Source organism: Mesorhizobium sp. 128a, from assembly GCF_053848025.1.
Window position 1 is genome coordinate 329859 of record NZ_JBSPKY010000002.1, and the last position, 21851, is coordinate 351709.

Genomic DNA, 21851 nt, shown 5'->3' on the forward strand with positions numbered 1-21851 from the left:
GTCTCATCTCCTTGCAGCTTTTCTCCACCAGAGATAAGGGTTGACCACATCTTCATCAATCTTGATCAATATAATCAATATCAGGGATCAAAATGTCCGAATGGCTGTCGCGGGAAGAGGCGCTGGAGAGGCTGAAGGTCCGGCCTCAGACGCTCTACGCCTATGTCAGCCGCGGCCGCATCGGCATGCGGCCGGATGAGACCGACCCGCGCCGCAGCCAGTACCGCGTTGACGACATCATAGCGCTTGCTAACCGGCGGGCGCGCGGACGCAGTCCGTCTGCCATCGCCGAGAGCGCGATCGCCTGGGGCGAGCCGTCGATCGCAACGGCGATTTCGACCGTCCTGCACGGTCGCCTCATCTATCGCGGACAGGATGCCGTTGCGCTCGCCAAATCGGCCACGCTGGAAGAAACCGCCGCCGTGCTCTGGGCTTCGACCGAACCGGTGGCTTTCAAGGCACCGTCATCTGAGGCACCTCATCCAGCCGGCCGCGCTTCGGCTTTTGCGCAGCTTGCCATGCTTGCCAGCCTGGGGCGACCTTCGCTCGGGCGCAGCGCCGCGTCGCTGTGCACCGAGGCCGCGCACACAATAGGGGCGCTAGCGCAGGCGCTGGGCGCTGCAGCCAGCACGGCGCCTGTTCACCAACGTCTGGCGCAGGGTTGGTCGGTGGATGATGCCGGCGCGGAGGCGATACGCTGCGCCCTCGTCCTGCTCGCCGATCATGAACTCAACGCATCGACCTTCACTGCCCGCGTCGCGGCCTCGACCGGGGCCTCGCCCGCCGCATGCCTGCTGGCAGGCCTGGCGACGCTGACCGGCCCGCGCCACGGCGGCGCCGGCGAAGCGGTGATGCAACTGGCGGAGGATGCGGCACGGCACGGCGCCGAGGCGGCGGTCCGGCGCTGGCTCGGCCACGACCGGCCATTGCCGGCGTTCGGCCACCCGCTCTATCCTGAAGGCGATCCCCGTGCCACCGCACTTCTGGCCGTCATCCCAGTCGACGAGATACTGCAACAGTTGCAAAAAGCCGCCATTGCCGCGACCGGCGCGCATCCGAACATCGACTTTGCCCTGGCTGCGTTGACACGTGGCCTCGGCCTACCGCGCGATGCGCCGTTCCATTTGTTTGCGTTGGGACGCAGCGTCGGCTGGGCCGCTCATATGGTCGAACAGATCATGAGCGGCAGCATCATCAGACCTCGCGGCCGCTATGTCGGATCATTGACCTGACCAGGCAAGCCGTCAGGCTGACTTGGCCCCGAACCGCGCGCGGTATGCGACCGGCGTCGTGGAAAACTGCTGACGGAAGTGATGACGCAACGTGCCCGCCGCGCCAAAGCCAGCGGTCTCGGCAATTCGCTCGATCGGCATTGCCGTATCTTCCAGCAGCGTGCGCGCCCGCGAAAGTCGTTCCGAGAGCAGCCAGCGGGCCGGCGTGACGCCGGTTGCGGCGGCGAACCGGCGCAGAAATGTCCTCTCGCTCATCCCGGCAAGTTCGGCCAACGTGGCGACGGGATAGTCGGCCGAAATATTGGCGCGCATTCTGTCGATCAACGGCCCAAGCCGGCTGCGCTCATGCGGTTCGGGAACGGAGCTCTCGACATACTGCGCCTGGCCGCCGTCGCGATGCGGCGGCACGACCAGCCGACGCGCCACCATATTGGCCGCTTTGGTGCCGAAATCGCGCCGGACCAGATGCAGGCAAAGGTCGATACCGGCAGCACTCCCGGCCGATGTCAGGACGTTTCCCTCATCGATGTACAAGACGTCGGGAACCACGGTGATATCAGGGTACAGCTCCGTCAGCTTCTCGCTATAGCGCCAATGCGTCGTCGCCCTTTTGCCTGCCAGCAGACCTGCGGCGGCAAGCACGAACACGCCCGAACAGATCGAAAGAATTCGGGCGCCGCGCTCATGTGCCTTTTGAAGCGCCTCGATCAGCGACGGCGGCACCGGCGACTCCGATCCGCGCCACCCAGGCACGATCACTGTCTCGGCTTGGCCGATCAGATCGGCTCCGCCATCGGCAACGATGCGCACGCCGCCCAAGGCGCGCATTTCACCGCCATCGATCCCGGCGACCGCAAAACGGTACCAATCCTCACCCATTTCCGGCCTGGGCAAGGCGAAGATCTCAACCGCCACGCCGAACTCGAATGTGCACAGCCCGTCATAGGCAATGGCAACGACAAGCGGATTGACAGGATGGGAAGATGCATTTGGCATGATCTTGACGATATATGGCAAAGCTGCCAGCTGCAATCGCCCTGCCCGGTGCTTTATCTCTCCGTCGCATCAGCAACGGAGATTAGAGATGAGCTACGTGACAGAGACTCCCGCAGCATCGCCGGAAATTGCCCGCGACCACTTCCTGCGCCGGCTTTCCGTCGAGACCGACTGTTCCGACGTCGCCGCTGCACTGCGCGCCGGAGAGCAGGACTTTGCCCTTCTGCATGTGGTCGGTTCGCCGGAAGCCTATGAGCGCCGCCATGTACCGGGCGCTCTGCATTTGCCGCACCGCGAGATAGCGGCCGAGCGGATGGCGGAGTGGCCCGAACAGGCGCTGTTCGTCGTCTATTGCGCGGGACCCCATTGCAATGGTGCGGATCGGGCGGCCTTCAAGCTGGCCGGCCTCGGCCGTCCGGTGAAGATCATGATCGGCGGCATCACCGGCTGGGAGGACGAGGATCTTCCATTCGCCTCAGGCAAGGAGCCGGGTACCCTGCGGGCATGATCCCGAGGCCAAGCACTTGCCGTCCGCCCCTTCGAGCAACGGGATGGCGACTGGCGCTCTACGACATCGTGTCGAGTTTGCGCTGCATGGCGGCGATCTGGTCCTTCAATTCCTGAAGGTCGTCGCCACTCTTTTCCGGCGCTTCCTTGCGGGCCGGTTCGGGCGCAGCCGCCGCAGCGCCATTTGAGGTGGCTGACGGGAACGGCGTGAACAGGCGCATGGCGTTCTGGAACATTTCCATGTTGCGCCGCGTCTGCTCTTCCAGCGCCTTGATCGGCGTGGCGATCTTCATCACGTCGAGCGGCGACTTGCCGATCGCGCCTTTCATCTGCTCGCGGAAACGCTCCTGTTCCTTGGAGAAGGCGATCATCGACTGCTCGAGGAAGCTCGGCACGATCATCTGCATCTGGTCACCGTAGAAGGCGATCAGCTGGCGCAGGAACGGAATCGGCAGCATGTTCTGCCCATCCTTGTTCTCCAGTTCGAAGATGATCTGGGTCAGCACCGGATGGGTGATGTCGTCACCGGTCTTGGCGTCCTGGACCGTGAACTCCTCGCCCTTCTTGACCATCTCGGCCAGATCCTCGAGCGTCACATAGGTGCTGGTGCCGGTGTTGTAGAGACGGCGGTTGGCATATTTCTTGATAATGATCGGGTCGTCTTTCGCGGCCATCAGCATCCTCCCGGGGACACCGGCGCGCCTGAGTAAGCCGCCGGTAACGATTGCGCCATTTTTAAGGATATGCGCAAAAGCTCCATAATTCCAAGCGCTTTGTGCAGTGCGGCATCATTTATTGCTGCATGGCGGGCCAAATATGCTGCGCAGCAATGGCCAGGCGATCGCGCCGGCCGCCCGTGCCCCGCTTGCGGTGCATGGCCGGCATGCCCATTTCCGGTTTGACTTGGGGTGTGGAACCGGCAAGAAAAGTGACAACAACACCCAAGAACACGACACCTCGAAGTCTGGAGAGAAAAATGTCCGCTTCCAATTCAATCGTCGTCGCCAGCGCCGCACGCACCGCTGTCGGCTCCTTCAACGGCGCCTTCGCCGCCACACCGGCGCATGAGCTTGGCGCCGTCGTCATCAAGGAGCTTTTGTCGCGCGCCGGTGTCGAGCCGGGCGAAGTCGATGAGGTCATTCTCGGCCAGGTGCTGACCGCGGCACAGGGCCAGAACCCCGCCCGCCAGGCGTCGATCAACGCCGGCCTGCCCAAGGAGACGACCGCCTGGGGCCTCAACCAGGTTTGCGGCTCGGGCCTGCGCGCCATCGCGCTCGGCATGCAGCAGATCGCCACCGGCGACGCCAAGGTGATCATCGCCGGCGGCCAGGAGTCGATGTCGCTGTCGCCGCACGCCGAGCACCTGCGCGCCGGCGTGAAGATGGGCGACTACAAGATGATCGACACCATGATCAAGGACGGCCTGTGGGACGCTTTCAACGGTTATCACATGGGCAACACCGCCGAGAACGTCGCCCGCCAGTTCCAGATCACCCGCGACGACCAGGACCAGTTTGCGCTCGCTTCGCAGAACAAGGCCGAGGCCGCGCAGAAGGCCGGCAAATTCAACGACGAGATCGTCGCCGTCACCATCAAGGGCAGGAAAGGTGACACCATTGTCGATCAGGACGAATACATCCGTCACGGCGCCACTATCGACGCCATGACCAAGCTGAAGCCGGCCTTCGACAAGGACGGCACGGTGACCGCCGCCAACGCTTCCGGCATTAATGACGGCGCTGCCGGCGCCCTGCTGATGACCGAGGCCGAGGCATCGCGGCGCGGCATCACCCCGCTGGTGCGCATCGCGTCCTGGGCGACCGCCGGCGTCGATCCGGCGATCATGGGCACCGGACCTATTCCCGCTTCGAAGCGGGCGCTGGAGAAGGCCGGCTGGTCGGTCAAGGATCTCGACCTCGTCGAGGCCAATGAGGCCTTCGCCGCACAGGCCTGCGCCGTCAACAAGGGCATGGGCTGGGATACGTCCATCGTCAATGTCAATGGCGGCGCCATCGCCATCGGCCATCCGATCGGCGCCTCGGGCGCGCGCGTCTTCAACACGCTGGTCTTCGAGATGCGCCGCCGCGGCGCCAAGAAAGGCCTCGCCACGCTCTGCATCGGCGGCGGCATGGGCGTGGCGCTGTGTGTGGAAGCGATTTGAGAAAAATAGAGTGAATGGTGAATGGCAAATGGTGAATGACGGATAGCCACCCGTCTTCGACCATTCACCATTCACTATTGACCATTCACCAGGGAGGAGGAACTCAATGTCCAAAACAGCAATCGTCACAGGCGGATCGCGCGGCATCGGTGCGGCGATCTCGATCGCGTTGAAGAACGCCGGCTATTCCGTTGCCGCCAACTATGCCGGCAATGACGAGGCTGCGGGGAAGTTCAGCGCGGAGACCGGCATCAAGACCTATAAATGGTCGGTCGCCGACTACGATTCCTGCGCCGCCGGGATCAAGCAGGTCGAGGCCGATCTCGGCCCGGTCTCGGTGTTGGTCAACAATGCCGGCATCACCCGCGACGCCATGTTCCACAAGCTGACGCGCGAGCACTGGAAGGAGGTTATCGACACCAACCTCTCCGGCGTCTTCAACATGACGCATCCTCTGTGGGGCGGCATGCGCGACCGCAAGTTCGGCCGCGTCATCACCATCTCCTCGATCAACGGCCAGAAGGGCCAGGCCGGCCAGGTCAACTATTCCGCCGCCAAGGCCGGCGACATCGGCTTCTCGAAGGCGCTGGCCCAGGAAGGCGCCCGCGCGGGCATCACCGTCAACGTCATCTGCCCCGGCTACATCGCCACCGAGATGGTCAAGGCCATCGACGAGAAGGTGCTCAACGAACGCATCATCCCGCAGATCCCTGTCGGCCGCCTCGGCGAACCGGAAGAGATCGCGCGTTGCGTCGTCTTCCTCGCCTCCGAGGACGCCGGTTTCATCACCGGCTCGACCATCACCGCCAATGGCGGGCAGTACTTCGTCTGACCGAAATCGCACGGCGTATCGGTTCAGGCAACCAGCTTGAACTCGCGCTTCGCCGACGGCTTGGCCATGCCGGGCTGTGACGGCGCCGGCAGCCTCGCCATATCGGCCCCGCTGAGACCTGACAGCTTCAGCGAAATCCTGCGCTTTGCGATCGGGTTGATGTTGACGAAACCAAGCACTAGGTTACGCAGGAAGCGCCTCAACGGGGTGCGCGTCAGCGCCATGCCGGTAAGCCGGCCGGCCAGTTCGATCACCTCCTTCGCCGCCGGGCGGCGAAGCGTCTCGTAGAGGTCGAGCTCGCTTTCAGGGCGGATGCCGTTGATCACATCGCCAAGCAGTTCTCCCAGCACCACGGCATCGATCAGTCCGGTGTTCATCCCCTGACCGCCGGCCGGGCTGTGCACATGGGCGGCATCGCCCATCACGAACAGGTTCCCCTGGCGATAGGATTTGGCGATGCGGTGATGGACGCGGAAGCGTGTGCTCCAGCTCAGATCGAGAATCCGCGCCCTGCTGGCGGAAGGGCCACGGCTGTCCAGCAGCGCCTGGATGTCGGCGATGCCAGGTCGCTCCGGCGCTTCATCCATGGTCGCGACGATGCGGTAGGACCCATCCGGCAGCGGCGCCACGACGACCAGCCCGGCCGGCGAGAACAGCAGCGAGACTTCCGTCGGCCCGAGCGGCCAGTCGAGGCGGACGTCGGCGAGAACAAAGGAGCCGTCATAGGCCTCACCGTCGAAGCCGATGCCCGCAGCGTCGCGGACCACGCTGTGCATGCCGTCTCCACCGACGACGTAGCGTGCCGTGATCGTGCTTTCGCGGCCGTTCTGGACAAGGGTAACGCGTACACTGTCCTGGTCCTGCGTCAGCCCCTTCGCTTCGACGCCGCGATGGATGGCGCCGCCCAGTGCGGCGATGCGTTCGGCCAACACCTTCTCGGTCAGGTTCTGCGGGATCATCAGCACATAGGGGTATGCTGTGGGCAGACCGGCAAAGGCGAGATTGACCCGCGTCCGGTCACGGTCGCGGATGGCAAAGTTATCGAGCTTCAATCCGAGTTCGACCAGGCGCCCGGCGACGCCGAGCGGCTTCAGTGTTTCCAGCGTCTGCGCATGGATCACGCCGGCGCGTGAGGTGTTGAGGCCTTCGGCAAGACGGTCGACCAGCACATGGTCGACGCCCCCCAGATGCAGGGCAATCGACAGCGCCAGGCCTGTCGGGCCAGCGCCAATGATAAGGACTTCGGTGGTATCGGGCAGCATTTTCTGGCTCCATTTGTCAACGGTTGGTGACTTTTAGTTTGAGCGCTTGAATTTGTCAACAGTCGTTGGCATATGAATTTTCATGATTGCGAATCAGCCTAAGAAACCCAGCAAATCCGACCGTACCCGCGCACAAATCCTGGGTGCCGCCAGACAGCTTTTCGCCGAGCATGGCTATGATGGCGCCTCGATCCGTGACATCGCCGCACGCGCGTCGATCGATCCGGCAATGGTGATCCGCTACTTCCACAGCAAGGATGAACTGTTCGCCAGGGCAGCACTGTTCGACCTGCAACTGCCGGCAACGCAAGTGACCGACGAGAGCTCGATCGGTGATGCAATTATCCGACGCTTCCTTCGAACATGGGAAGGCTCAGTCAACGCCACCGGTATGGTCATCCTGCTGCGTTCAGCAGCATCGAACGAATTCGCCGCCGACAAAGTTAGGGAGATCTTCGCTACGCAGGTGAGACCGGTCGTTGCGGCGTTCGGCGACCCTGCCGACGCCGGCCGCCGCGCCGGACTTGTCGCCAGCCAGTTGCTTGGCTTGGCGACCTGCCGCTATCTGCTGCAGCTTCCACCGGTCGTTGCCCTGTCGCATGATGAAATCATCACCAGCATCGGCCCGACCTTGCAGCGCTACGTCACCGGAGTGGCGGCGGCCTGAAAGGTCGGCCAGCCCGACGGCTATAAGCTGATCACTTGTGCTGTTCCGGCACGCAAAGATTAACAACTCCGGCTCCCCTCTGTGCGAAACCCTCGTCACAAGCTGTGAATTCTCGGTGGACAAACTGTGGACAACACAACATGTTGGGGTGAACAAAACGGGAAAATCACCGCATCGCCAATTCGTCGCCGATTCGTTCCGGCTTTGACCGGAACGTTAACGGCGAAGACCCAAGCCACCATCCAAATGGTTAAGTTCGGTTAGGAAAAGTCAATAATTTCATAACCTTGACGGCGGTCTGTTGGTGCCCGACGAGGCTTCGCCGGAAAAGGTTAACGGGAACGCTCGCCCTGCATGAATCGGGCCAGTTTCAGGGATTCAGCATGTGGTGAGACTCCCGGTTACAAAATCCACATGTAGCCGTGAACAAAAGCTGAATCTGCTGGAGTCACCGATTCGTCGCCGATTCGTTCCAGACTCGTTCCACCTGTTAATCGGAAGAGAATCCGGACCTCGAAGGAAACTCCAGAACTGCCGGCCGGAACATTCCGCTTTCGCTTCGCGCCCGAAATCCTTATGTGTCGCCTGTCATACGCGCCATGCGAGGCGCGCTCCCGACAACACGATGCAGAAAGCCTCATTTCCGGGCCGATGAACATCCAGCCAAAACACACCGAGCCGCTGATCCTGTCGGGCCGCGACGTGACCGCCGTGCTGGGGCCGACCAACACCGGCAAGACCCATCTCGCCATCGAGCGCATGGTGGCGCATGAGAGCGGCATCATCGGCCTGCCGCTCCGCCTTCTGGCGCGAGAAGTCTACGCCCGCGTCTGCGAAAAGGTCGGCGCCCACAAAGTGGCGCTGATCACCGGCGAGGAAAAGATCCAGCCGCCCGGCGCGAAATATTCGGTCTGTACCGTCGAGGCCATGCCGCGCGAGACCGACGCTGCCTTCGTCGCCATCGACGAGGTGCAGCTTGCCGGTGACCTCGAACGCGGCCACATCTTCACCGACCGCATCCTGCACCTGCGTGGCCGCCAGGAAACGCTATTGCTTGGCGCCGCCACCATGCACGGCATCCTCCAGCGGCTGTTGAAGGGCGTCTCTGTAGTGACGCGGCCTCGGCTGTCACACCTGGCCTATGCCGGCTCGAAGAAGCTGACCCGGCTGCCCCGGCGCACGGCGATCGTCGCCTTCTCCGCCGACGAGGTCTATGCCATCGGCGAACTGATCCGCCGACAGCAAGGCGGCGCCGCCGTCGTGCTGGGCGCCCTCAGCCCACGCACCCGCAACGCCCAGGTGGCGCTGTTCCAGGCGGGCGATGTCGACTATCTCGTTGCCACCGACGCCATCGGCATGGGTCTCAATCTCGATCTCGACCATGTTGCCTTTGCCCAGAACCGCAAATTCGACGGCTACCAGTACCGCAATCTGACGGCGGCCGAGCTCGGCCAGATTGCCGGCCGGGCCGGCCGGCATCTGCGCGATGGCACCTTCGGCGTCACCGGCCAGGTCGATCCGCTGGACGAGGACCTGGTCAAGCGCATCGAAGGCCATGAATTCGATCCGGTGAAGGTGCTGCAATGGCGCACCGCGCATTTCGATTTCGCCAGCCTCGATGCGCTGAAGCGCTCGATCGAGACCAACGCACCGGTCGAAGGCCTGACACGGGCGCTTCCGGCGGTCGATGCGCAGGCGCTCGAACATCTCTCCCGCGATGAGGACATCCGCGCGCTCGCCACCAATGCCAAGCGCGTGGCGCTGCTGTGGGAAGCCTGTGCGCTGCCCGATTACCGAAAGATCGCGCCTGCCCAGCACTCCGACCTGATCGCCTCGATCTATACGGACCTCGCCAAACACGGCCATGTCGACGAGAACTACATGGCCGAGCAAGTGCGCAGGGCCGACACGACCGAAGGCGATATCGATACGCTGTCGCACCGCATTGCTCAGATCCGCACCTGGACATTCGTGTCCAACCGGCCGGGCTGGCTGGCCGATCAGGCACACTGGCAGGAAAAGACGCGCGAAATCGAAGACAGATTGTCGGATGCGCTGCATGAGCGGTTGACGAAACGCTTTGTAGACCGCAGGACTTCCGTCCTCATGCGGCGCCTTAGAGAAAATACAATGCCTGAAGCCGAAATTAGTCCTACCGGAACCGTCCTTGTCGAAGGCCATCATGTCGGCGAGTTGCAAGGGTTCCGCTTCACCGCCGACCAGACAGCCGGCGGCGAAGACGCCAAGGCCGTGCGCACGGCGGCGCAAAAAGCACTGGCCGCCGAGTTTGAGGCGCGCGCCGACCGCTTCGGCGCCTGCGCCAATGGCGACCTCGCGCTTGGCTCCGACGGCACGCTGCGCTGGATCGGCGCGCCGATCGGCACGCTGGTATCGGGCGAAGACGCGCTGAAGCCACGTCTGGTGCTGCTGGCTGACGAGCAACTGACCGGCCCCGCTCGCGACAAGGTCGCCACGCGCGCCGAGCGCTTCGTCAATTTCCAGATCGAATCCTTGCTGAAGCCGTTGGTCGACTTGAAGAATGCCGAGCAGATCACCGGCATCGGCCGCGGCATCGCCTTCCAGCTCGTTGAACATTTCGGCCTCATCAACCGCCGCGACATCGCCGAGGAGATGAAGTCGCTCGATCAGGAGGGACGCGCCGCCTTGCGCCGGCTCGGCGTGCGCTTCGGTGCCTATCACGTCTTCGTGCCGGCGCTGATTAAGCCCGCGCCCGCCGGACTGATCACGCTTTTGTGGGCGCTGAAGAACGACGGCAAGGACAAGCCTGGCTTCGGCGACGTGGTGCACGCGCTGGCCTCCGGCCGCACCTCAGTGGTCATCGATCCGGCTTTCGACAAGACTTTCTACAAGCTCGCCGGCTACCGCAATCTCGGCCGCCGCGCCGTGCGCATCGACATTCTGGAACGGCTCGCCGACCTGATCCGCCCGGCGACCAACTGGAAGCCCGGCCTCGGACAGCGCCCGGACGGCGCCTATGACGGACAGTCCTTCATGGTGACACCGCCGATGATGTCGATCCTGGGCGCCACCGCCGACGACATGGAAGAGATCCTGAAAGGTCTCGGCTACCGAGCCGAGCCGAAGCCGGCAGCGGATGTGAAGGCGCGGCTGGAAGCGCAGGACAACGCCGCGCGGGAAGCCGCGGCGGCCAAGCTGGCAGCGGACGCAGCTGCAAAGGCCGAACAGGCCAAGGTGGCGGAAGCCGCCGCAACTGACGCTGTCGCCGAAGCGCCGGCCGACGGTTCTGAACCGGATGCGACTGCCGTCCCTGAGGTTGCGGCTCAGGAGCCCGTTGCCGAAATGGCAGCGGAGGCTGTTGCAGACGCTCAGCCGGAAACTCCCGCTGAGGTTAAGGACGACGTGCCGGCGCCAGCAGCCGAAGCCGTTGCAGGAGAGGCACCAGAAGCTCCGGCCGAAGCTGGAGAAGAGACTAGGCTTGCGGCAGAGGCTCTCACTGAGGAACCTGCCGACGAAAGCGCCGGAGCCCCTACCTCCCCCTCGATGGGGGAGGTCGCGTCGCAGAGCGACGCGGGTGGGGGTGACAACGCCGACGGTGCAGATACTGCCGAAGCCGGCGCTCCCCCCGCCCCGGCGCTGCGCGCCGACCCTCCCCACGAGGGGGAGGGTGGAAACGCTGCGCCTGCCCCAGAGGCTGAAGAACCAAAGCCGATATTGCTATGGCGGCAGGGCCGTTTTGAGCAGCGCCCACGCCATCGTCACGAAAACCGCCGGGACAATCGTCCGCGCAACGGCCAAGCTACCCGCACCGATGCGCCTGCCGACGCTGCCGGCGGACAGCCCGCAACCGGCGATCGGCCGGCCTTTCAGGGCCGGCGCGACCAGCGCGACGGTGCTGCAAAGCCGCGCTTCGACCGTTCGAAGTTCAAGCCCAAGCCGCAGGCCGAAGGCGAACAGCGCCGCGACGGCAAGCCGCAAGGCGAGCGTCGCGAAGGCCGCCCAGACTGGAAAGGCGGCAGGTCGGAAGGCAAGGGCGGCTCGCAAGGCGGCAAGCCGGCCTTCCAGCCCAAACCGCGCGAGGAGCGTCCCGTGCGCTTCGATCCGGATTCGCCCTTCGCCAAGCTCGCCGCCTTGCGCGATCAGCTGAAGAAGTAGGCTCAGGCGCGCTGCGATGGTTGCTGAAGGTCGTCAGCGCATCGACAAATGGCTGTTCTTTTCGCGCGCGGTAAAATCGCGTTCGCTGGCGGCCAAACTGGTGGTGGCCGGACGCGTCCGCGTTAACAGCGACAAAGCAGCGCAGGCATCGGATCTGGTCAAACCAGGCGACGTTTTGACCATCACGCTCGAGCGCCGCATCTCCGTCTGGAAGGTGCTCGGCACCGGTGTGCGACGCGGCCCCGCCGAGGAAGCGCGCACGCTCTATGAGGATCTGTCTCCGCCGCCTGCGCCCAAAGGCGAGGCTGTCGCCGATGCCATTCCCGCGTTGCGCGAGGCCGGCAGCGGCCGGCCGACCAAGAAAGAGCGCAGGCAAACCGACCGGCTGTTTGGGGACGACTGAGAGGATCTGCGGTCTCCGCCGCGCCGGTGATCTGGAATTCCATTCCGGAAGCGCCGGTCCCACCGGCAATGGCCGCCCTTGCAAGCGGCGGGCAAAGGCGTTACCTCACCAAAAAAGCCTGATAAAATCGGGACGTCCCGGAGCCGACCAATGACCTATGTCGTGACCGACAACTGCATCAAATGCAAGTACATGGACTGCATCGAGGTCTGTCCGGTCGACTGTTTCTATGAAGGCGAAAACATGCTCGTCATACATCCCGACGAGTGCATCGACTGCGGCGTCTGCGAACCGGAATGCCCGGCCGATGCGATCAAGCCCGACACCGAGCCGGGTCTCGACAAATGGTTGCAGGTCAACACCGAATACGCCGAGAAATGGCCCAACATCACCGCCAAGAAGGAGCCTCCGGCAGACGCCAAGACCTTCGACGGCGAGGCCGGCAAGTTCGAGAAATATTTCTCCGCTGAGCCAGGCGAAGGCGACTGATGCTACGGCCGACTTGGCCGTCATAACGCTGCGTAACGCGCATCACAGATTACCTGCCTTGACAGGCGGCGATGTCGCTCGGCCTTCGCGTTTGCAGCAAAACCTTGATTCTCCCTACTTTTTGTGCTACATCAGCTGAAACATGCCGGTGACACAACGTCGATTTATGGCGCAAGCGCCCCAAATCACTGAAAGGTGAAATCCCCAATCGGACCAGAGCGATCTGGGCCAGGCAGTCGCTATGTGTGCGGTTTGCCGGTCCCGGCTTTTTCCGATGGGTTCATCTGTTGTGCGGCTAACGATCGGTTTCCCCGGTCGCACGCGTTCGGACCGGCAGGCCGCCGGTGCCACAACAAGGAGTTCAGGGCGTAATGGCAACGATCACCCCGCAGAAGAAGTCCACCGCGGCACGTCATGGTTTCAAGACCGGCGAGTACATCGTCTATCCGGCGCACGGCGTCGGCCAGATCGTCTCGATCGACGAGCAGGAAGTTGCGGGCCACAAGCTGGAACTGTTCGTCATCGACTTCCAGAAGGACAAGATGCGCCTGAAGGTGCCGGTCGCCAAGGCGACCTCCATCGGCATGCGCAAGCTGTCCGAAGAGGATTATGTCGAGCGCGCGCTGAAGGTCGTGCAGGGCCGTGCCCGCGTCAAGCGCACCATGTGGTCGCGCCGCGCCCAGGAATATGATGCCAAGATCAATTCGGGCGACCTGATCTCGATCTCGGAAGTCGTTCGCGACCTCTACCGCGCCGACAACCAGCCGGAGCAGTCCTATTCCGAGCGTCAGCTCTATGAGGCCGCGCTCGACCGCATGGCCCGCGAGATCGCTGCGGTCAACCGCATGTCGGAAACCGAAGCTGTGCGCCTGATCGAGGTCAACCTCAACAAGGGCCCTAAGCGCGGCGCCAAGGCCGACAATGAGGAAGCCGAGCAGGAAGAAGCTGCCTGATCGCTTTTGCAGTCGAATTCATGAAAAACCCGGCCTCGGCCGGGTTTTTTGTTTTGAACCCTACCCTCCCGCTTGTGGGGAGGGTCGCTGCGAAGCAGCGGGTGGAGGTGCGTGGCACCTGCCCTCACCCGGACCTTCGGTCCGACCTCCCCACAAGGGGGAGGTAGGGAGCTCTGCCTAAGCTTCCTTCTCGGCTTCCTGCTTCAGCGTGGCGATAAAACGCTTCGTCCGCTCCCGCTCGGGGGTGGAGAACACCTTTGCCGCAGCGCCTTTCTCCACAACCACGCCGGCGTCGAGGAACACCACCTCCTGCGCGATCTTGGAGGCCAGCCTGAGATCGTGCGTTGCCATCACCATGGTCGTGCCTTCGCTGGCGAGTTTTCCCAGCACGTCGACCACTTCCTGCGCCAGTTCGGGATCGAGCGCCGAGGTCGGCTCGTCGCACAGCAGCACCTTTGGCGACGGCGCCAGCGCGCGGGCAATCGCCACACGCTGCTGCTGGCCGCCCGACAGCGTCGCCGGCCAGGCATCGGCCTTGTGCACCATCCCAACTTTATCGAGCAGCGCCAGCGCTCGCTCGCGCGCCTTGGCCGTTGGCCATTTCAGCACCGTCACCAGCCCCTCCATGACGTTTTCGATGGCGGTGCGATGCGGGAACAGCTGGAAATTCTGGAACACCATGCCGGTCTGCAGCCGCAGCCGCTGGATGTCCCGGCTGGGGACCTTGATGCCGGGACGGAATGCCAGCGTCTCGTCGCCGATGCGCACCGTGCCGGAGGTCGGGATCTCCAGGAGGTTGATACAGCGCAGCAGCGTGCTTTTTCCCCCGCCGGACGGGCCGACCAGCGCGGTGACGCTGCCTTCGGCAATGGTGACCGTCACGCCTTTCAGCACCAGATTGTCGCCGAAGCGCTTTTCGATGTCGGTGAGGCCGATCATGAGCGCGCCTCCAGAAAGCCGCCATAGCGGTTCAGCCGCTCCTCCAGCCGCGTCTGCAAGGCCGATAGCACCGAGCTCATTGCCAGATAAAGGATCGCCGCTTCGACATAGAGGATCAGCGGTTCATAGGTGGTGGCGACGATGCGCTGCGCCGCCTGGAACATCTCCGGCACGGTGATGGCGGCGGCCAGCGAGGTATCCTTGACCAGCGAGATGAAGGTGTTGGACAGCGGCGGCACCGCGACGCGACCGGCTTGCGGCAGGATGGTGCGCCGCATCGCCTGGCTCCAGGTCATGCCGATCGAATAGGCCGCCTCCCACTGCCCTTTCGGCACCGAGCCGATCACGGCGCGGATGATTTCGGAGGAGTAGGCGCCGATATTGAGGGTGAAGCCGATCAGCGCCGCCGGAAACGCATCGAGCAATATGCCGACCGAGGGCAGGCCGTAAAAGATCAGGAACAGCTGCACCAGAAGCGGCGTGCCGCGAAAGATCCAGACATAGAAGCGAACCACGGCGACCAGAGGCTTCGGACCGAACAGCCGCACCAGGGCGACAACCAGCCCGACGAAGAGGCCGAGCGCAAACGACAGCAGTGTCAGCGGAACGGTGAAGATCAAGGCCGCCCACAGCAGCGTCGGCAACGAGTCCAGCATCAGGTAAAGCCAGTGCGGCACGAACGGCTCCTTCCCTCACAGACTGCCGGCGATGACCGGAAGTGCGATTGTGCTTCTCATATCATGTGAAAAACGGCGGGCCGTCAAAGACGGCCCGCCGCTGTTGTGTCATTGCCGGCGGCGATCGCCGGGAGACCTTCGTTACTGCGAAACGTCTTGGCCGAAATAGGTGTCGGCGATCTTCTTGTAGGTGCCGTCGGCCTTGATGTCGGCCAGCGCCTTGTTGATCGCGGCCACCAGTTCCGGATCGCCCTTGCGCACGATGACGCCGGAATAGTCGGCGTTTTCTTCCTGCGCCGCGATCTTCACATTGGCGTCGGGCTTGTGCTTCTTGAAGTCGAGGAACGACAGGCTGTCATTGATGGTTGCGTCGGCACGACCGGTGAGCAGCAGCTGGATCGACTGATCGAAGCCGTCGGTGCCGACGAGCTCGGCACCGTTGGTCTCGGCGAGCTTGCCGAAATTCGAGGTCAGCGACTGTGCCGACTTCTTGCCCTTGAGGTCGGCAAAGGTCTTGATGTCGGTGTTGTCGCCGCGCACGATCAGCACCGCCTTGGAGGCGATATAGGGTTCGGAGAAGTCATACTTCGCCTTGCGCGCGTCGGTAATGCCGACCTCATTGATGACAGCGTCGTAGCGGTTGGCGTCAAGGCCGGCGATCAACCCATCCCATTTGCCTTCGAGGAACTCGACCTTCACGCCGAGCTTGTCGCCGATCGCCTTGGCGATCTCGACGTCGAAGCCGACCAATGCTCCGGATTCGTCGTGATAGGTGAACGGCGCGTAGGTGCCTTCGGTGCCGACCTTGATGGTGCCGGCCTGCTTGATCTGGTCGAGATTGGCGCCGGCATGGCCCGATGTGACGGCCAGAACCTGCAGTGTCCCGGCGACGATGAGCGAATTGAGCCATTTCATTTTTCTGTGATCCCGTCCTTGGCCGGTGTCCGGCGTCTTGTGAGAGCCGGAAACTGACAGATAGAGCGCCGCAGAATAAGGAACCAGATTTCAAAAAAATGCCGATCCAGAAATCAGATTCTCAAAGCTGATCTGATCCATGCCAATCGGCCCGCTTTGCAGTGTCGGCTCACTCTCCCGAACAGCACAATGCAACCGCCATCGGCGGCGGAACCAATCCCCGGTGTGGCACGTTCATGCCGTGTTGTAGGGCGCTGCGTTTCCATTTCAAGAACCCCAGCTGCGCCAGACCCAAAGCAATTCCAGGAAAAGTGGGAAACCGGTTTTCCGTCCGGAATTGCGTCAGACCAGGATAGCGGCCTCCAGGCCGTCCGAAAATGTCCGGGAGCAGGAGCGCGGCATGATCGAAGACACGGCAGGACGGACCATGGTCCGCGCGGCGATGAAGGCCCCCTACCTCGAGCGCGACGAGGAGCATGTTCTCGCCTTGCGCTGGAAGGAAGACCAGGACCAGCAGGCGCTGCACCAGATCACCGTCGCCCATATGCGGCTGGTCATCTCGATGGCTTCGAAATTCCGTCATTACGGCCTGCCGCTCGGCGATCTGGTCCAGGAAGGGCATGTCGGGCTGCTGGAAGCGGCGGCGCGTTTCGAGCCGGAGCGCGAGGTGCGCTTCTCGACCTATGCGACCTGGTGGATCCGCGCCTCGATGCAGGACTACATCCTGCGCAACTGGTCCATCGTGCGCGGCGGCACCTCGTCGGCACAAAAGGCGCTGTTCTTCAACCTGCGGCGTCTGCGCGCCCGGCTGGCCAATAGCGCCGAGCCGATCTCCAACGCGACGCTCTATCGCGAAGTCTCGGTAGCGCTCGGCGTCTCCGAGGCCGATGTGGCGATGATGGATTCCAGGCTTTCCGCACCTGACTCCTCGCTCAACGCACCACTCGCCGACGATGCCGGCACCACCGAGCGCATGGATTTCCTGGTCTCGGACGATCCGCTGCCGGACGAAGTCGCCAGCGACACCATCGATTTCGAGCGCCGCCTGCTCTGGTTGAAGGCAGCGCTCGGCGCACTCAATGCCCGTGAACTCAGGATCATCGAGGAACGCCGGCTGACCGACGACGGCGCGACACTGGAAGCGCTTGGCGAGACGCTCGGCATTTCCAAGGAGCGTGTCCGCCAGATTGAGGCCCGCGCCATGGAAAAGCTGAAGGTCGCGCTGATGAAGCAGAACCCGGAATTCATGGCGGCCTAAGCAATTCCAGGAAAAGTGTGAGCGGTTTTCCGTCCGGAATTGCGTCAAACGAAATGCCTGGCGCTATTTGTCCGTTACGATCTTGACCTTGTCCCCGGCCGAAACCGAGGCGCCCGGCGACATCGCGTTGAGCACCCTGAACAGATCGAGCTTGCGGTCGACGCCGACCATCTGCGCCGAGAGCGAGCCCATGGTCTGGCCGGCCTGAACGGTGACGACACGGATATGCAGCGGCTTCAGTGCCGCCTTCTCAGTCGCACTCAGGATGCGGAACGAGCCGCTGACCGAGCGCGCCACGGGATCGAGCGTGGTGCTGGCCGAGGGAGCCGCCGTCAAAAGCCGGTAGACCTGGCCGCCGGCGCGGATCACCGCAATGTCGAACTGCCAACCATCGGCGCCGGCGTGCGCGGTCGCCGCCTCATTGCCGTTGATCGTCTCCTGGCGCACGCTGGTCTCGTCGAGACCGGCAACCCAGCCGCTCCTGATATAGTCGGTCAGCGCGCGGTTCTTGTCGATCGATACGCCGTCGAAGCGGATCGCCATGTCGCCGGGGCCCGTTGCCGTCACTGCCGCCGCCGTATTGTCGATGATGAAACCGTCCGGCACGGTGAACGACACGCCGAGGCCCGGATGCAGGAAGGTCTGGCCGCGCACATAGCCTTCTTCCGGCGTGTCGCCGTAGAGCAGGCCGTCAATGCCGGCCAGGAAGGAATCGCGGTCGCGCGTGCCGACGCCCGGCGCACCGAACTGGCGGGCGTGGCGCTGCGCCAGATCGATACGCTGCGGCGTGTTGGGGTGCGTGGCCAGGAAGTCGAGGCTGGCATCGGTGGCGCCGCTGATCGAACGGAAGTCGGTATAGGCCGACATCGACTGCAGGAAGCGGCCGGCGGCATAGGGATCGTAGCCGGCCTCGCCGATCGACTTGATGCCGATGGCGTCGGCCTCCAGCTCCTGGTTGCGAGAGAACTGCGCCAGCCTGAGCTTGCCGCGGATCAATGCCGCCTTGGCGGTCGGGCTGTCGCCGAGCACATCGGAAACAACCTTGGTCGCCAGGCCTTCCTCGGCCTCGAGCTGCTGGCGCTGCAGGCCATGGTTGGCGGTGACGTGGCCCATCTCATGCGCGATGACGGCGGCGAGCTCGGCCGAATCATTGGCCAGCGCCAACAGGCCGCGGGTGACGTAGAGATAGCCCCCCGGCAACGCGAAGGCGTTGACGTTGGGCGAATTGAGGATGGTGATGCGATAGGTCTGGGTCGGATTGGCCGACACCACGGTCAGGCTGCCGACGACCTTGGCCACCATCCGCTCGAGCTTGGGATCGGAATATTCGCCGCCATAGGTGGCGAGGATGCGCGGGTGCTGCGCCTTCGCAAGCTCCGCGAGCTTGCTGTTGGCGGCGACATTGTCAACCGTGATCGGCTTGTCGGAAGGCTGAAAACCGGATTCCTGCACCTCGGGCGGCGTGAACATCTGGCAACTGGCCAGCGCCACGGCAAGGCCGGCCAGCGCGAGGAAGCGCACCAGCGGTCTGCGTCTCAAAGTGTCAGTGCCGGTCGACAGCGCGGCGTCCCTTCAGCTTTCGGCGCATGACCTGGACCCAAGGGTCCACGCCAGCGAAAAATCGAATTTTCAGTGGCACATCCTGCACAAATCAAAAAACCTACAGCGTTTTACACATCCAGACGGATGTGGCGCTGTAGGGGGCAAATCACGGCTCGTGCCGGACCAGTACTGGGCGGACCTAGCCACATCAACCGGACCATGGCAAGCAAGCGCCACATCACCTGTAGCCGGTTTGGTCGTAAATTATGTCCGCTTCCGGGCAATATCGCGTGAACCGCCCGAACTTGCGCCGATATAGCGTCGAAACGCTTCAGGGCTAGTGCCATCGAAAAAATCGGCGGCAAGTCCCGTTGCGGCAACCCTGCTATTGTCCAGAAAAACCATCTCCTCGCCGATGCGGCGCGCGTCTTCCGGCTGATGCGTGACGAACAGCATGGTCATCGCGCGCTCGGCATGGACGCTGGCCACCAGGTCGAGCATGTCGTCGCGCAGTGCGGGTCCGAGCGACGCGAACGGCTCGTCGAGCAGCAGCACCGGCCGGTCACGCACCAGCACGCGGGCGAGCGCCACGCGCTGCCGTTCGCCGCCGGAGAGCTCGCGCGGCAGGCGCTTTTCCTTGCCGGCAAGGCCGACACGCTCAAGCGCTTCGGCGATTGCGGCGCGGTCGGCTTGCGTCAGATTAAGCGACGGCGAGCGGCCGAGCCCGACATTCTTCTCGACAGAGAGATGGGCAAAGAGGTTGTTTTCCTGGAACACCATCGAGACCGGCCGTGCCGACGGCGCGGAAGCGCCGACATTGGCGCCGCCGATCAGCACGCGGCCGGATTGCGGCGTCTCGAAGCCGGCGACCAGATTGAGCAGGGTCGACTTGCCCGAACCGCTCGCGCCCATGATGGCGGTGATCTTCGACGCTGCGAATTCGACATCGAACAGGAACGGCGTCTCGCCATAGCGGAACACGACCTGGTCCAGCCGCACGGCCGCGCCTTTTTCCATGGCGGAAGTCACGATCTTTCTCCTCGTCCCAACCAGTCCGCGGCGACCACGAGAGCCAGGCAGACCGCCCCGAGCAGCAAAGCCAGTCCGGCGGCGTCGGCCGTGCGGTAGCTGCCCATCCGCGCCAGCAGGAGATAGGGCAAGGTCTGCACCGAATCGCTGCCGAACAGCGCGATGACGCCAAGGTCCCCGAGCGACAGCGCCATGGCGAACGCAAAGCCGGTGGCCAGCGGCCGCCGTAGCGACGGCCAATCGACCAAGCGTAGCCGGTTCCAGCCGGAAATGCCGAGCTGTGCGCACAGCTTTTCGTGGCGTTCGCTCGCTGCATCATAGGCCGGACGCATCGCACGGATGGCAAAAGGCATCGCCATCACCGCGTTGACGGTGACGACCATGACGGGCGCGATGGCAAAGACGTCGCTGAACGTCCGCAGCAAGAGGAACCAGCCGGCGCCGATGACGATGGGCGGCACGACGAGGACAAAACCGGCGCCGGTGTCCACGGCGTGCTCGAGCAACGAACGCGCGCCGGAGCGACGGCTTAGCGACAGCGCCCGGCGCGCCATGATCAGCGACAGCGACAGCGCCACCGAAAGCAACGCCGCCAGCAGGCCGAGACCGGCGCTGGTCAGCGTCGCCTGGCGCACTGCGCTCTCGCCGGCCAGCCGACTGAGGTCGGCGCCAAGGCCGGATGCGACGGTTGCCGCCATCGGCCCGGCGACGAACAGCAAGGCAAGCACGATCAACGCCGTGTTGAGCGCCGTTTCGATCGGGCCGGCCAAGAGATAGCGGCGTGGCGCCACCGGCAGGTTGGCGTCGCCGGTCACATTGGCCCCAAGCCGCGTCAGCGCCAGCACGACGGCAAAGGTCAGCGCAATCTGCAGCACCGTCAGCGTCACAGCCCGCGCCGGATCGAAGTCGAAACGCAGCGCCTGGTAGATGGCGACCTCCAGCGTCGTCGCCGCCGGCCCGCCGCCGAGGATGAGGACGATGGTGAAGGAGGTGATGCAAAGCATGAAGACAAGCCCGGCGACAGCAGGCAGAGCCGACCGCAGCACCGGCCATTCGATCAGCCGAAAGGCTGGCCTCGCCCCCATGCCGAGCTGGCTTGCAAGCCGCCATTGATCGGCTGGCACCGTGCCCAGCGCTTCGAGGAACAGCCGCGTTGCCAGCGGCAGGTTGAAGAAGACATGCGCGACGAGGATGCCCGACAGGCCATAGATATCGGGCCAGCTTCGGCCGGCGATTGCGGCGAGATAGCCGGCTCGGCCATAGAGCGCCAGTATGCCCAGCGCCGCGACGATGGCCGGCAGTGCCAGCGGCACGGTGAACAGCTGCAGCATGAAGCCGCGGCCAAGGAAGCGCGGGTGCCGCGATAGAGCGCGCGCGACGAACAGCGCCGGCACGACGGAAAGCAGCGTTGAGAGGACTGCCTGCCAGAGCGTGAAGCGGACGACCCGCAAGAGATAGAGATCGAAGGCGGACGCAGCGCCTGCGAGGTCATGTGCGCCTTCGCGGATGAGCCCGGCGAAGGCGCCGCCGATCAGCAACGCGATTGCCGCAAGCGCGATGATGCCGGCTGCGATGCGGGGATCGGCGGAGTGTTGCGTTCGCATGTCGCGCTAGCCAACATTGCGGTTGGCTGGCGGAAACATTTCACGAAAGCCGAGTTCCCGCCCACCCCCCTCTGGCCTCCCGGCCATCTCCCCCGCAAGGGGGGAGATTAGCAGCTTCGCTCCTCTCGCCGCCTTTGCAGTGCTGGAGATTGACGAAAGCGATTGAGCGCTTGATCTCCCCCCTTGCGGGGGAGATGTCCGGCAGGACAGAGGGGGGCGCCGTAGAGCAGTCATCTTTCGATCATACAGCC

General features: G+C 63.8%; 20 protein-coding genes. 10 read left to right on the forward strand and 10 right to left on the reverse strand.

All coding sequences use genetic code 11. The annotated features are described in order from the left end of the window. Positions 1–92: 92 nt before the first annotated feature. The gene (locus tag ACWTU9_RS05320) at positions 93–1232 is read left to right on the forward strand and encodes a citrate/2-methylcitrate synthase (protein WP_455857389.1); all 1140 of its coding nucleotides are present in this window, start codon (positions 93–95) and stop codon (positions 1230–1232) included. A 12-nt stretch (positions 1233–1244) separates the two neighbouring features. On the opposite strand, the gene ftrA is transcribed toward ACWTU9_RS05320, so the two are convergent. Then, on the reverse strand, positions 1245–2228 hold the full coding sequence (gene ftrA / locus ACWTU9_RS05325) for a transcriptional regulator FtrA (protein WP_455857390.1): 984 nt from the start codon (positions 2226–2228) through the stop codon (positions 1245–1247). Positions 2229–2316: 88 nt separating this feature from the next. Between ftrA and ACWTU9_RS05330 the strand changes: the two genes are divergently transcribed. Further along, positions 2317–2736 carry a rhodanese-like domain-containing protein gene (locus ACWTU9_RS05330; RefSeq protein WP_455857391.1) on the forward strand — a complete coding sequence of 140 codons (420 nt, stop codon included), beginning with the start codon at positions 2317–2319 and terminating at the stop codon, positions 2734–2736. Between the two features lie 58 nt (positions 2737–2794). Here the strand turns inward: ACWTU9_RS05330 and phaR are convergent, their stop codons facing one another. Beyond that, the gene (gene phaR / locus ACWTU9_RS05335; protein WP_454573025.1) at positions 2795–3409 is read right to left on the reverse strand and encodes a polyhydroxyalkanoate synthesis repressor PhaR; all 615 of its coding nucleotides are present in this window, start codon (positions 3407–3409) and stop codon (positions 2795–2797) included. Positions 3410–3527: 118 nt separating this feature from the next. After that, the gene (locus tag ACWTU9_RS05340; RefSeq protein ID WP_455857392.1) at positions 3528–3725 is read right to left on the reverse strand and encodes a hypothetical protein; all 198 of its coding nucleotides are present in this window, start codon (positions 3723–3725) and stop codon (positions 3528–3530) included. On the opposite strand from ACWTU9_RS05340, the gene ACWTU9_RS05345 reads away from it, so the two are divergent. Both ACWTU9_RS05345 and phbB read left to right on the forward strand, forming a co-directional pair. Further along, on the forward strand, positions 3712–4896 hold the full coding sequence (locus ACWTU9_RS05345) for an acetyl-CoA C-acetyltransferase (protein ID WP_454573023.1): 1185 nt from the start codon (positions 3712–3714) through the stop codon (positions 4894–4896). The genes ACWTU9_RS05340 and ACWTU9_RS05345 overlap by 14 nt on opposite strands. A 106-nt stretch (positions 4897–5002) precedes the next feature. Next, positions 5003–5728 (forward strand): acetoacetyl-CoA reductase, encoded by a 726-nt coding sequence (gene phbB, locus ACWTU9_RS05350; protein ID WP_455857393.1) that lies wholly within the window; start codon positions 5003–5005, stop codon positions 5726–5728. 23 nt (positions 5729–5751) lie between these two features. Here phbB and ACWTU9_RS05355 read toward each other — a convergent pair whose 3' ends face one another. After that, on the reverse strand, positions 5752–6990 hold the full coding sequence (locus ACWTU9_RS05355) for an FAD-dependent monooxygenase (protein ID WP_455857394.1): 1239 nt from the start codon (positions 6988–6990) through the stop codon (positions 5752–5754). Between the two features lie 82 nt (positions 6991–7072). On the opposite strand from ACWTU9_RS05355, the gene ACWTU9_RS05360 reads away from it, so the two are divergent. The 5 genes from ACWTU9_RS05360 to ACWTU9_RS05380 all read left to right on the forward strand — a co-directional run bounded on the left by ACWTU9_RS05360 (position 7073) and on the right by ACWTU9_RS05380 (position 13636). Beyond that, complete coding sequence (locus ACWTU9_RS05360) at positions 7073–7657, forward strand: TetR/AcrR family transcriptional regulator (protein WP_455857395.1); 585 nt, start codon at positions 7073–7075, stop codon at positions 7655–7657. A gap of 651 nt (positions 7658–8308) precedes the next feature. Then, entirely contained in the window at positions 8309–11791 is a 3483-nt protein-coding gene (locus ACWTU9_RS05365; RefSeq protein WP_455857396.1) for a helicase-related protein, read from the forward strand. A 16-nt stretch (positions 11792–11807) separates the two neighbouring features. Beyond that, a complete protein-coding gene (locus ACWTU9_RS05370; RefSeq protein ID WP_455857397.1) occupies positions 11808–12194 on the forward strand; it encodes an RNA-binding S4 domain-containing protein in 387 nt (128 codons plus the stop codon). Between the two features lie 150 nt (positions 12195–12344). Continuing rightward, positions 12345–12683 carry a ferredoxin FdxA gene (gene fdxA / locus ACWTU9_RS05375; RefSeq protein ID WP_027031582.1) on the forward strand — a complete coding sequence of 113 codons (339 nt, stop codon included), beginning with the start codon at positions 12345–12347 and terminating at the stop codon, positions 12681–12683. 371 nt (positions 12684–13054) lie between these two features. Next, a complete protein-coding gene (locus ACWTU9_RS05380) occupies positions 13055–13636 on the forward strand; it encodes a CarD family transcriptional regulator (protein WP_006327799.1) in 582 nt (193 codons plus the stop codon). 177 nt (positions 13637–13813) lie between these two features. Here ACWTU9_RS05380 and ACWTU9_RS05385 read toward each other — a convergent pair whose 3' ends face one another. From ACWTU9_RS05385 to ACWTU9_RS05395, 3 genes are all read right to left on the reverse strand, one after another. Next, positions 13814–14575, reverse strand: coding sequence for an amino acid ABC transporter ATP-binding protein (locus tag ACWTU9_RS05385; RefSeq protein ID WP_455857398.1), 762 nt, complete (start codon positions 14573–14575; stop codon positions 13814–13816). Continuing rightward, positions 14572–15252 carry an amino acid ABC transporter permease gene (locus ACWTU9_RS05390; protein WP_112559636.1) on the reverse strand — a complete coding sequence of 227 codons (681 nt, stop codon included), beginning with the start codon at positions 15250–15252 and terminating at the stop codon, positions 14572–14574. The genes ACWTU9_RS05385 and ACWTU9_RS05390 overlap by 4 nt, the downstream gene beginning before the upstream one ends. Before the next feature lie 141 nt (positions 15253–15393). Next, a complete protein-coding gene (locus tag ACWTU9_RS05395) occupies positions 15394–16167 on the reverse strand; it encodes an amino acid ABC transporter substrate-binding protein (protein WP_455857399.1) in 774 nt (257 codons plus the stop codon). 400 nt (positions 16168–16567) lie between these two features. Between ACWTU9_RS05395 and ACWTU9_RS05400 the strand changes: the two genes are divergently transcribed. Next, the gene (locus ACWTU9_RS05400) at positions 16568–17425 is read left to right on the forward strand and encodes an RNA polymerase factor sigma-32 (RefSeq protein WP_455857400.1); all 858 of its coding nucleotides are present in this window, start codon (positions 16568–16570) and stop codon (positions 17423–17425) included. A gap of 63 nt (positions 17426–17488) precedes the next feature. On the opposite strand, the gene ACWTU9_RS05405 is transcribed toward ACWTU9_RS05400, so the two are convergent. The 3 genes from ACWTU9_RS05405 to thiP all read right to left on the reverse strand — a co-directional run bounded on the left by ACWTU9_RS05405 (position 17489) and on the right by thiP (position 21600). Beyond that, positions 17489–18895: a M48 family metalloprotease gene (locus ACWTU9_RS05405; RefSeq protein ID WP_455857544.1), complete on the reverse strand. Its 1407-nt coding sequence runs from the start codon at positions 18893–18895 to the stop codon at positions 17489–17491. A 336-nt stretch (positions 18896–19231) separates the two neighbouring features. Next, positions 19232–19984, reverse strand: coding sequence for a thiamine ABC transporter ATP-binding protein (thiQ, locus tag ACWTU9_RS05410; protein ID WP_455857545.1), 753 nt, complete (start codon positions 19982–19984; stop codon positions 19232–19234). An 8-nt stretch (positions 19985–19992) separates the two neighbouring features. After that, positions 19993–21600: a thiamine/thiamine pyrophosphate ABC transporter permease gene (gene thiP / locus ACWTU9_RS05415; protein WP_455857401.1), complete on the reverse strand. Its 1608-nt coding sequence runs from the start codon at positions 21598–21600 to the stop codon at positions 19993–19995. Positions 21601–21851: the final 251 nt, after the last annotated feature.

Bases quoted from the DNA above. Each gene is read 5' to 3' on its own strand.
- ACWTU9_RS05345 (WP_454573023.1), top strand. From the start codon at position 3,712: ATGTCCGCTTCCAATTCAATCGTCGTCGCCAGCGCCGCACGCACCGCT.
- ACWTU9_RS05330 (WP_455857391.1), top strand. From the start codon at position 2,317: ATGAGCTACGTGACAGAGACTCCCGCAGCATCGCCGGAAATTGCCCGC.
- phaR (WP_454573025.1), bottom strand. From the start codon at position 3,409: ATGGCCGCGAAAGACGACCCGATCATTATCAAGAAATATGCCAACCGC.
- ftrA (WP_455857390.1), bottom strand. From the start codon at position 2,228: ATGCCAAATGCATCTTCCCATCCTGTCAATCCGCTTGTCGTTGCCATT.
- phbB (WP_455857393.1), top strand. From the start codon at position 5,003: ATGTCCAAAACAGCAATCGTCACAGGCGGATCGCGCGGCATCGGTGCG.
- ACWTU9_RS05405 (WP_455857544.1), bottom strand. From the start codon at position 18,895: ATGTTCACGCCGCCCGAGGTGCAGGAATCCGGTTTTCAGCCTTCCGAC.
- thiQ (WP_455857545.1), bottom strand. From the start codon at position 19,984: ATGGAAAAAGGCGCGGCCGTGCGGCTGGACCAGGTCGTGTTCCGCTAT.
- thiP (WP_455857401.1), bottom strand. From the start codon at position 21,600: ATGCGAACGCAACACTCCGCCGATCCCCGCATCGCAGCCGGCATCATC.
- ACWTU9_RS05370 (WP_455857397.1), top strand. From the start codon at position 11,808: ATGGTTGCTGAAGGTCGTCAGCGCATCGACAAATGGCTGTTCTTTTCG.
- ACWTU9_RS05360 (WP_455857395.1), top strand. From the start codon at position 7,073: ATGATTGCGAATCAGCCTAAGAAACCCAGCAAATCCGACCGTACCCGC.
- ACWTU9_RS05365 (WP_455857396.1), top strand. From the start codon at position 8,309: ATGAACATCCAGCCAAAACACACCGAGCCGCTGATCCTGTCGGGCCGC.
- fdxA (WP_027031582.1), top strand. From the start codon at position 12,345: ATGACCTATGTCGTGACCGACAACTGCATCAAATGCAAGTACATGGAC.
- ACWTU9_RS05355 (WP_455857394.1), bottom strand. From the start codon at position 6,990: ATGCTGCCCGATACCACCGAAGTCCTTATCATTGGCGCTGGCCCGACA.
- ACWTU9_RS05385 (WP_455857398.1), bottom strand. From the start codon at position 14,575: ATGATCGGCCTCACCGACATCGAAAAGCGCTTCGGCGACAATCTGGTG.
- ACWTU9_RS05400 (WP_455857400.1), top strand. From the start codon at position 16,568: ATGATCGAAGACACGGCAGGACGGACCATGGTCCGCGCGGCGATGAAG.
- ACWTU9_RS05380 (WP_006327799.1), top strand. From the start codon at position 13,055: ATGGCAACGATCACCCCGCAGAAGAAGTCCACCGCGGCACGTCATGGT.
- ACWTU9_RS05320 (WP_455857389.1), top strand. From the start codon at position 93: ATGTCCGAATGGCTGTCGCGGGAAGAGGCGCTGGAGAGGCTGAAGGTC.
- ACWTU9_RS05395 (WP_455857399.1), bottom strand. From the start codon at position 16,167: ATGAAATGGCTCAATTCGCTCATCGTCGCCGGGACACTGCAGGTTCTG.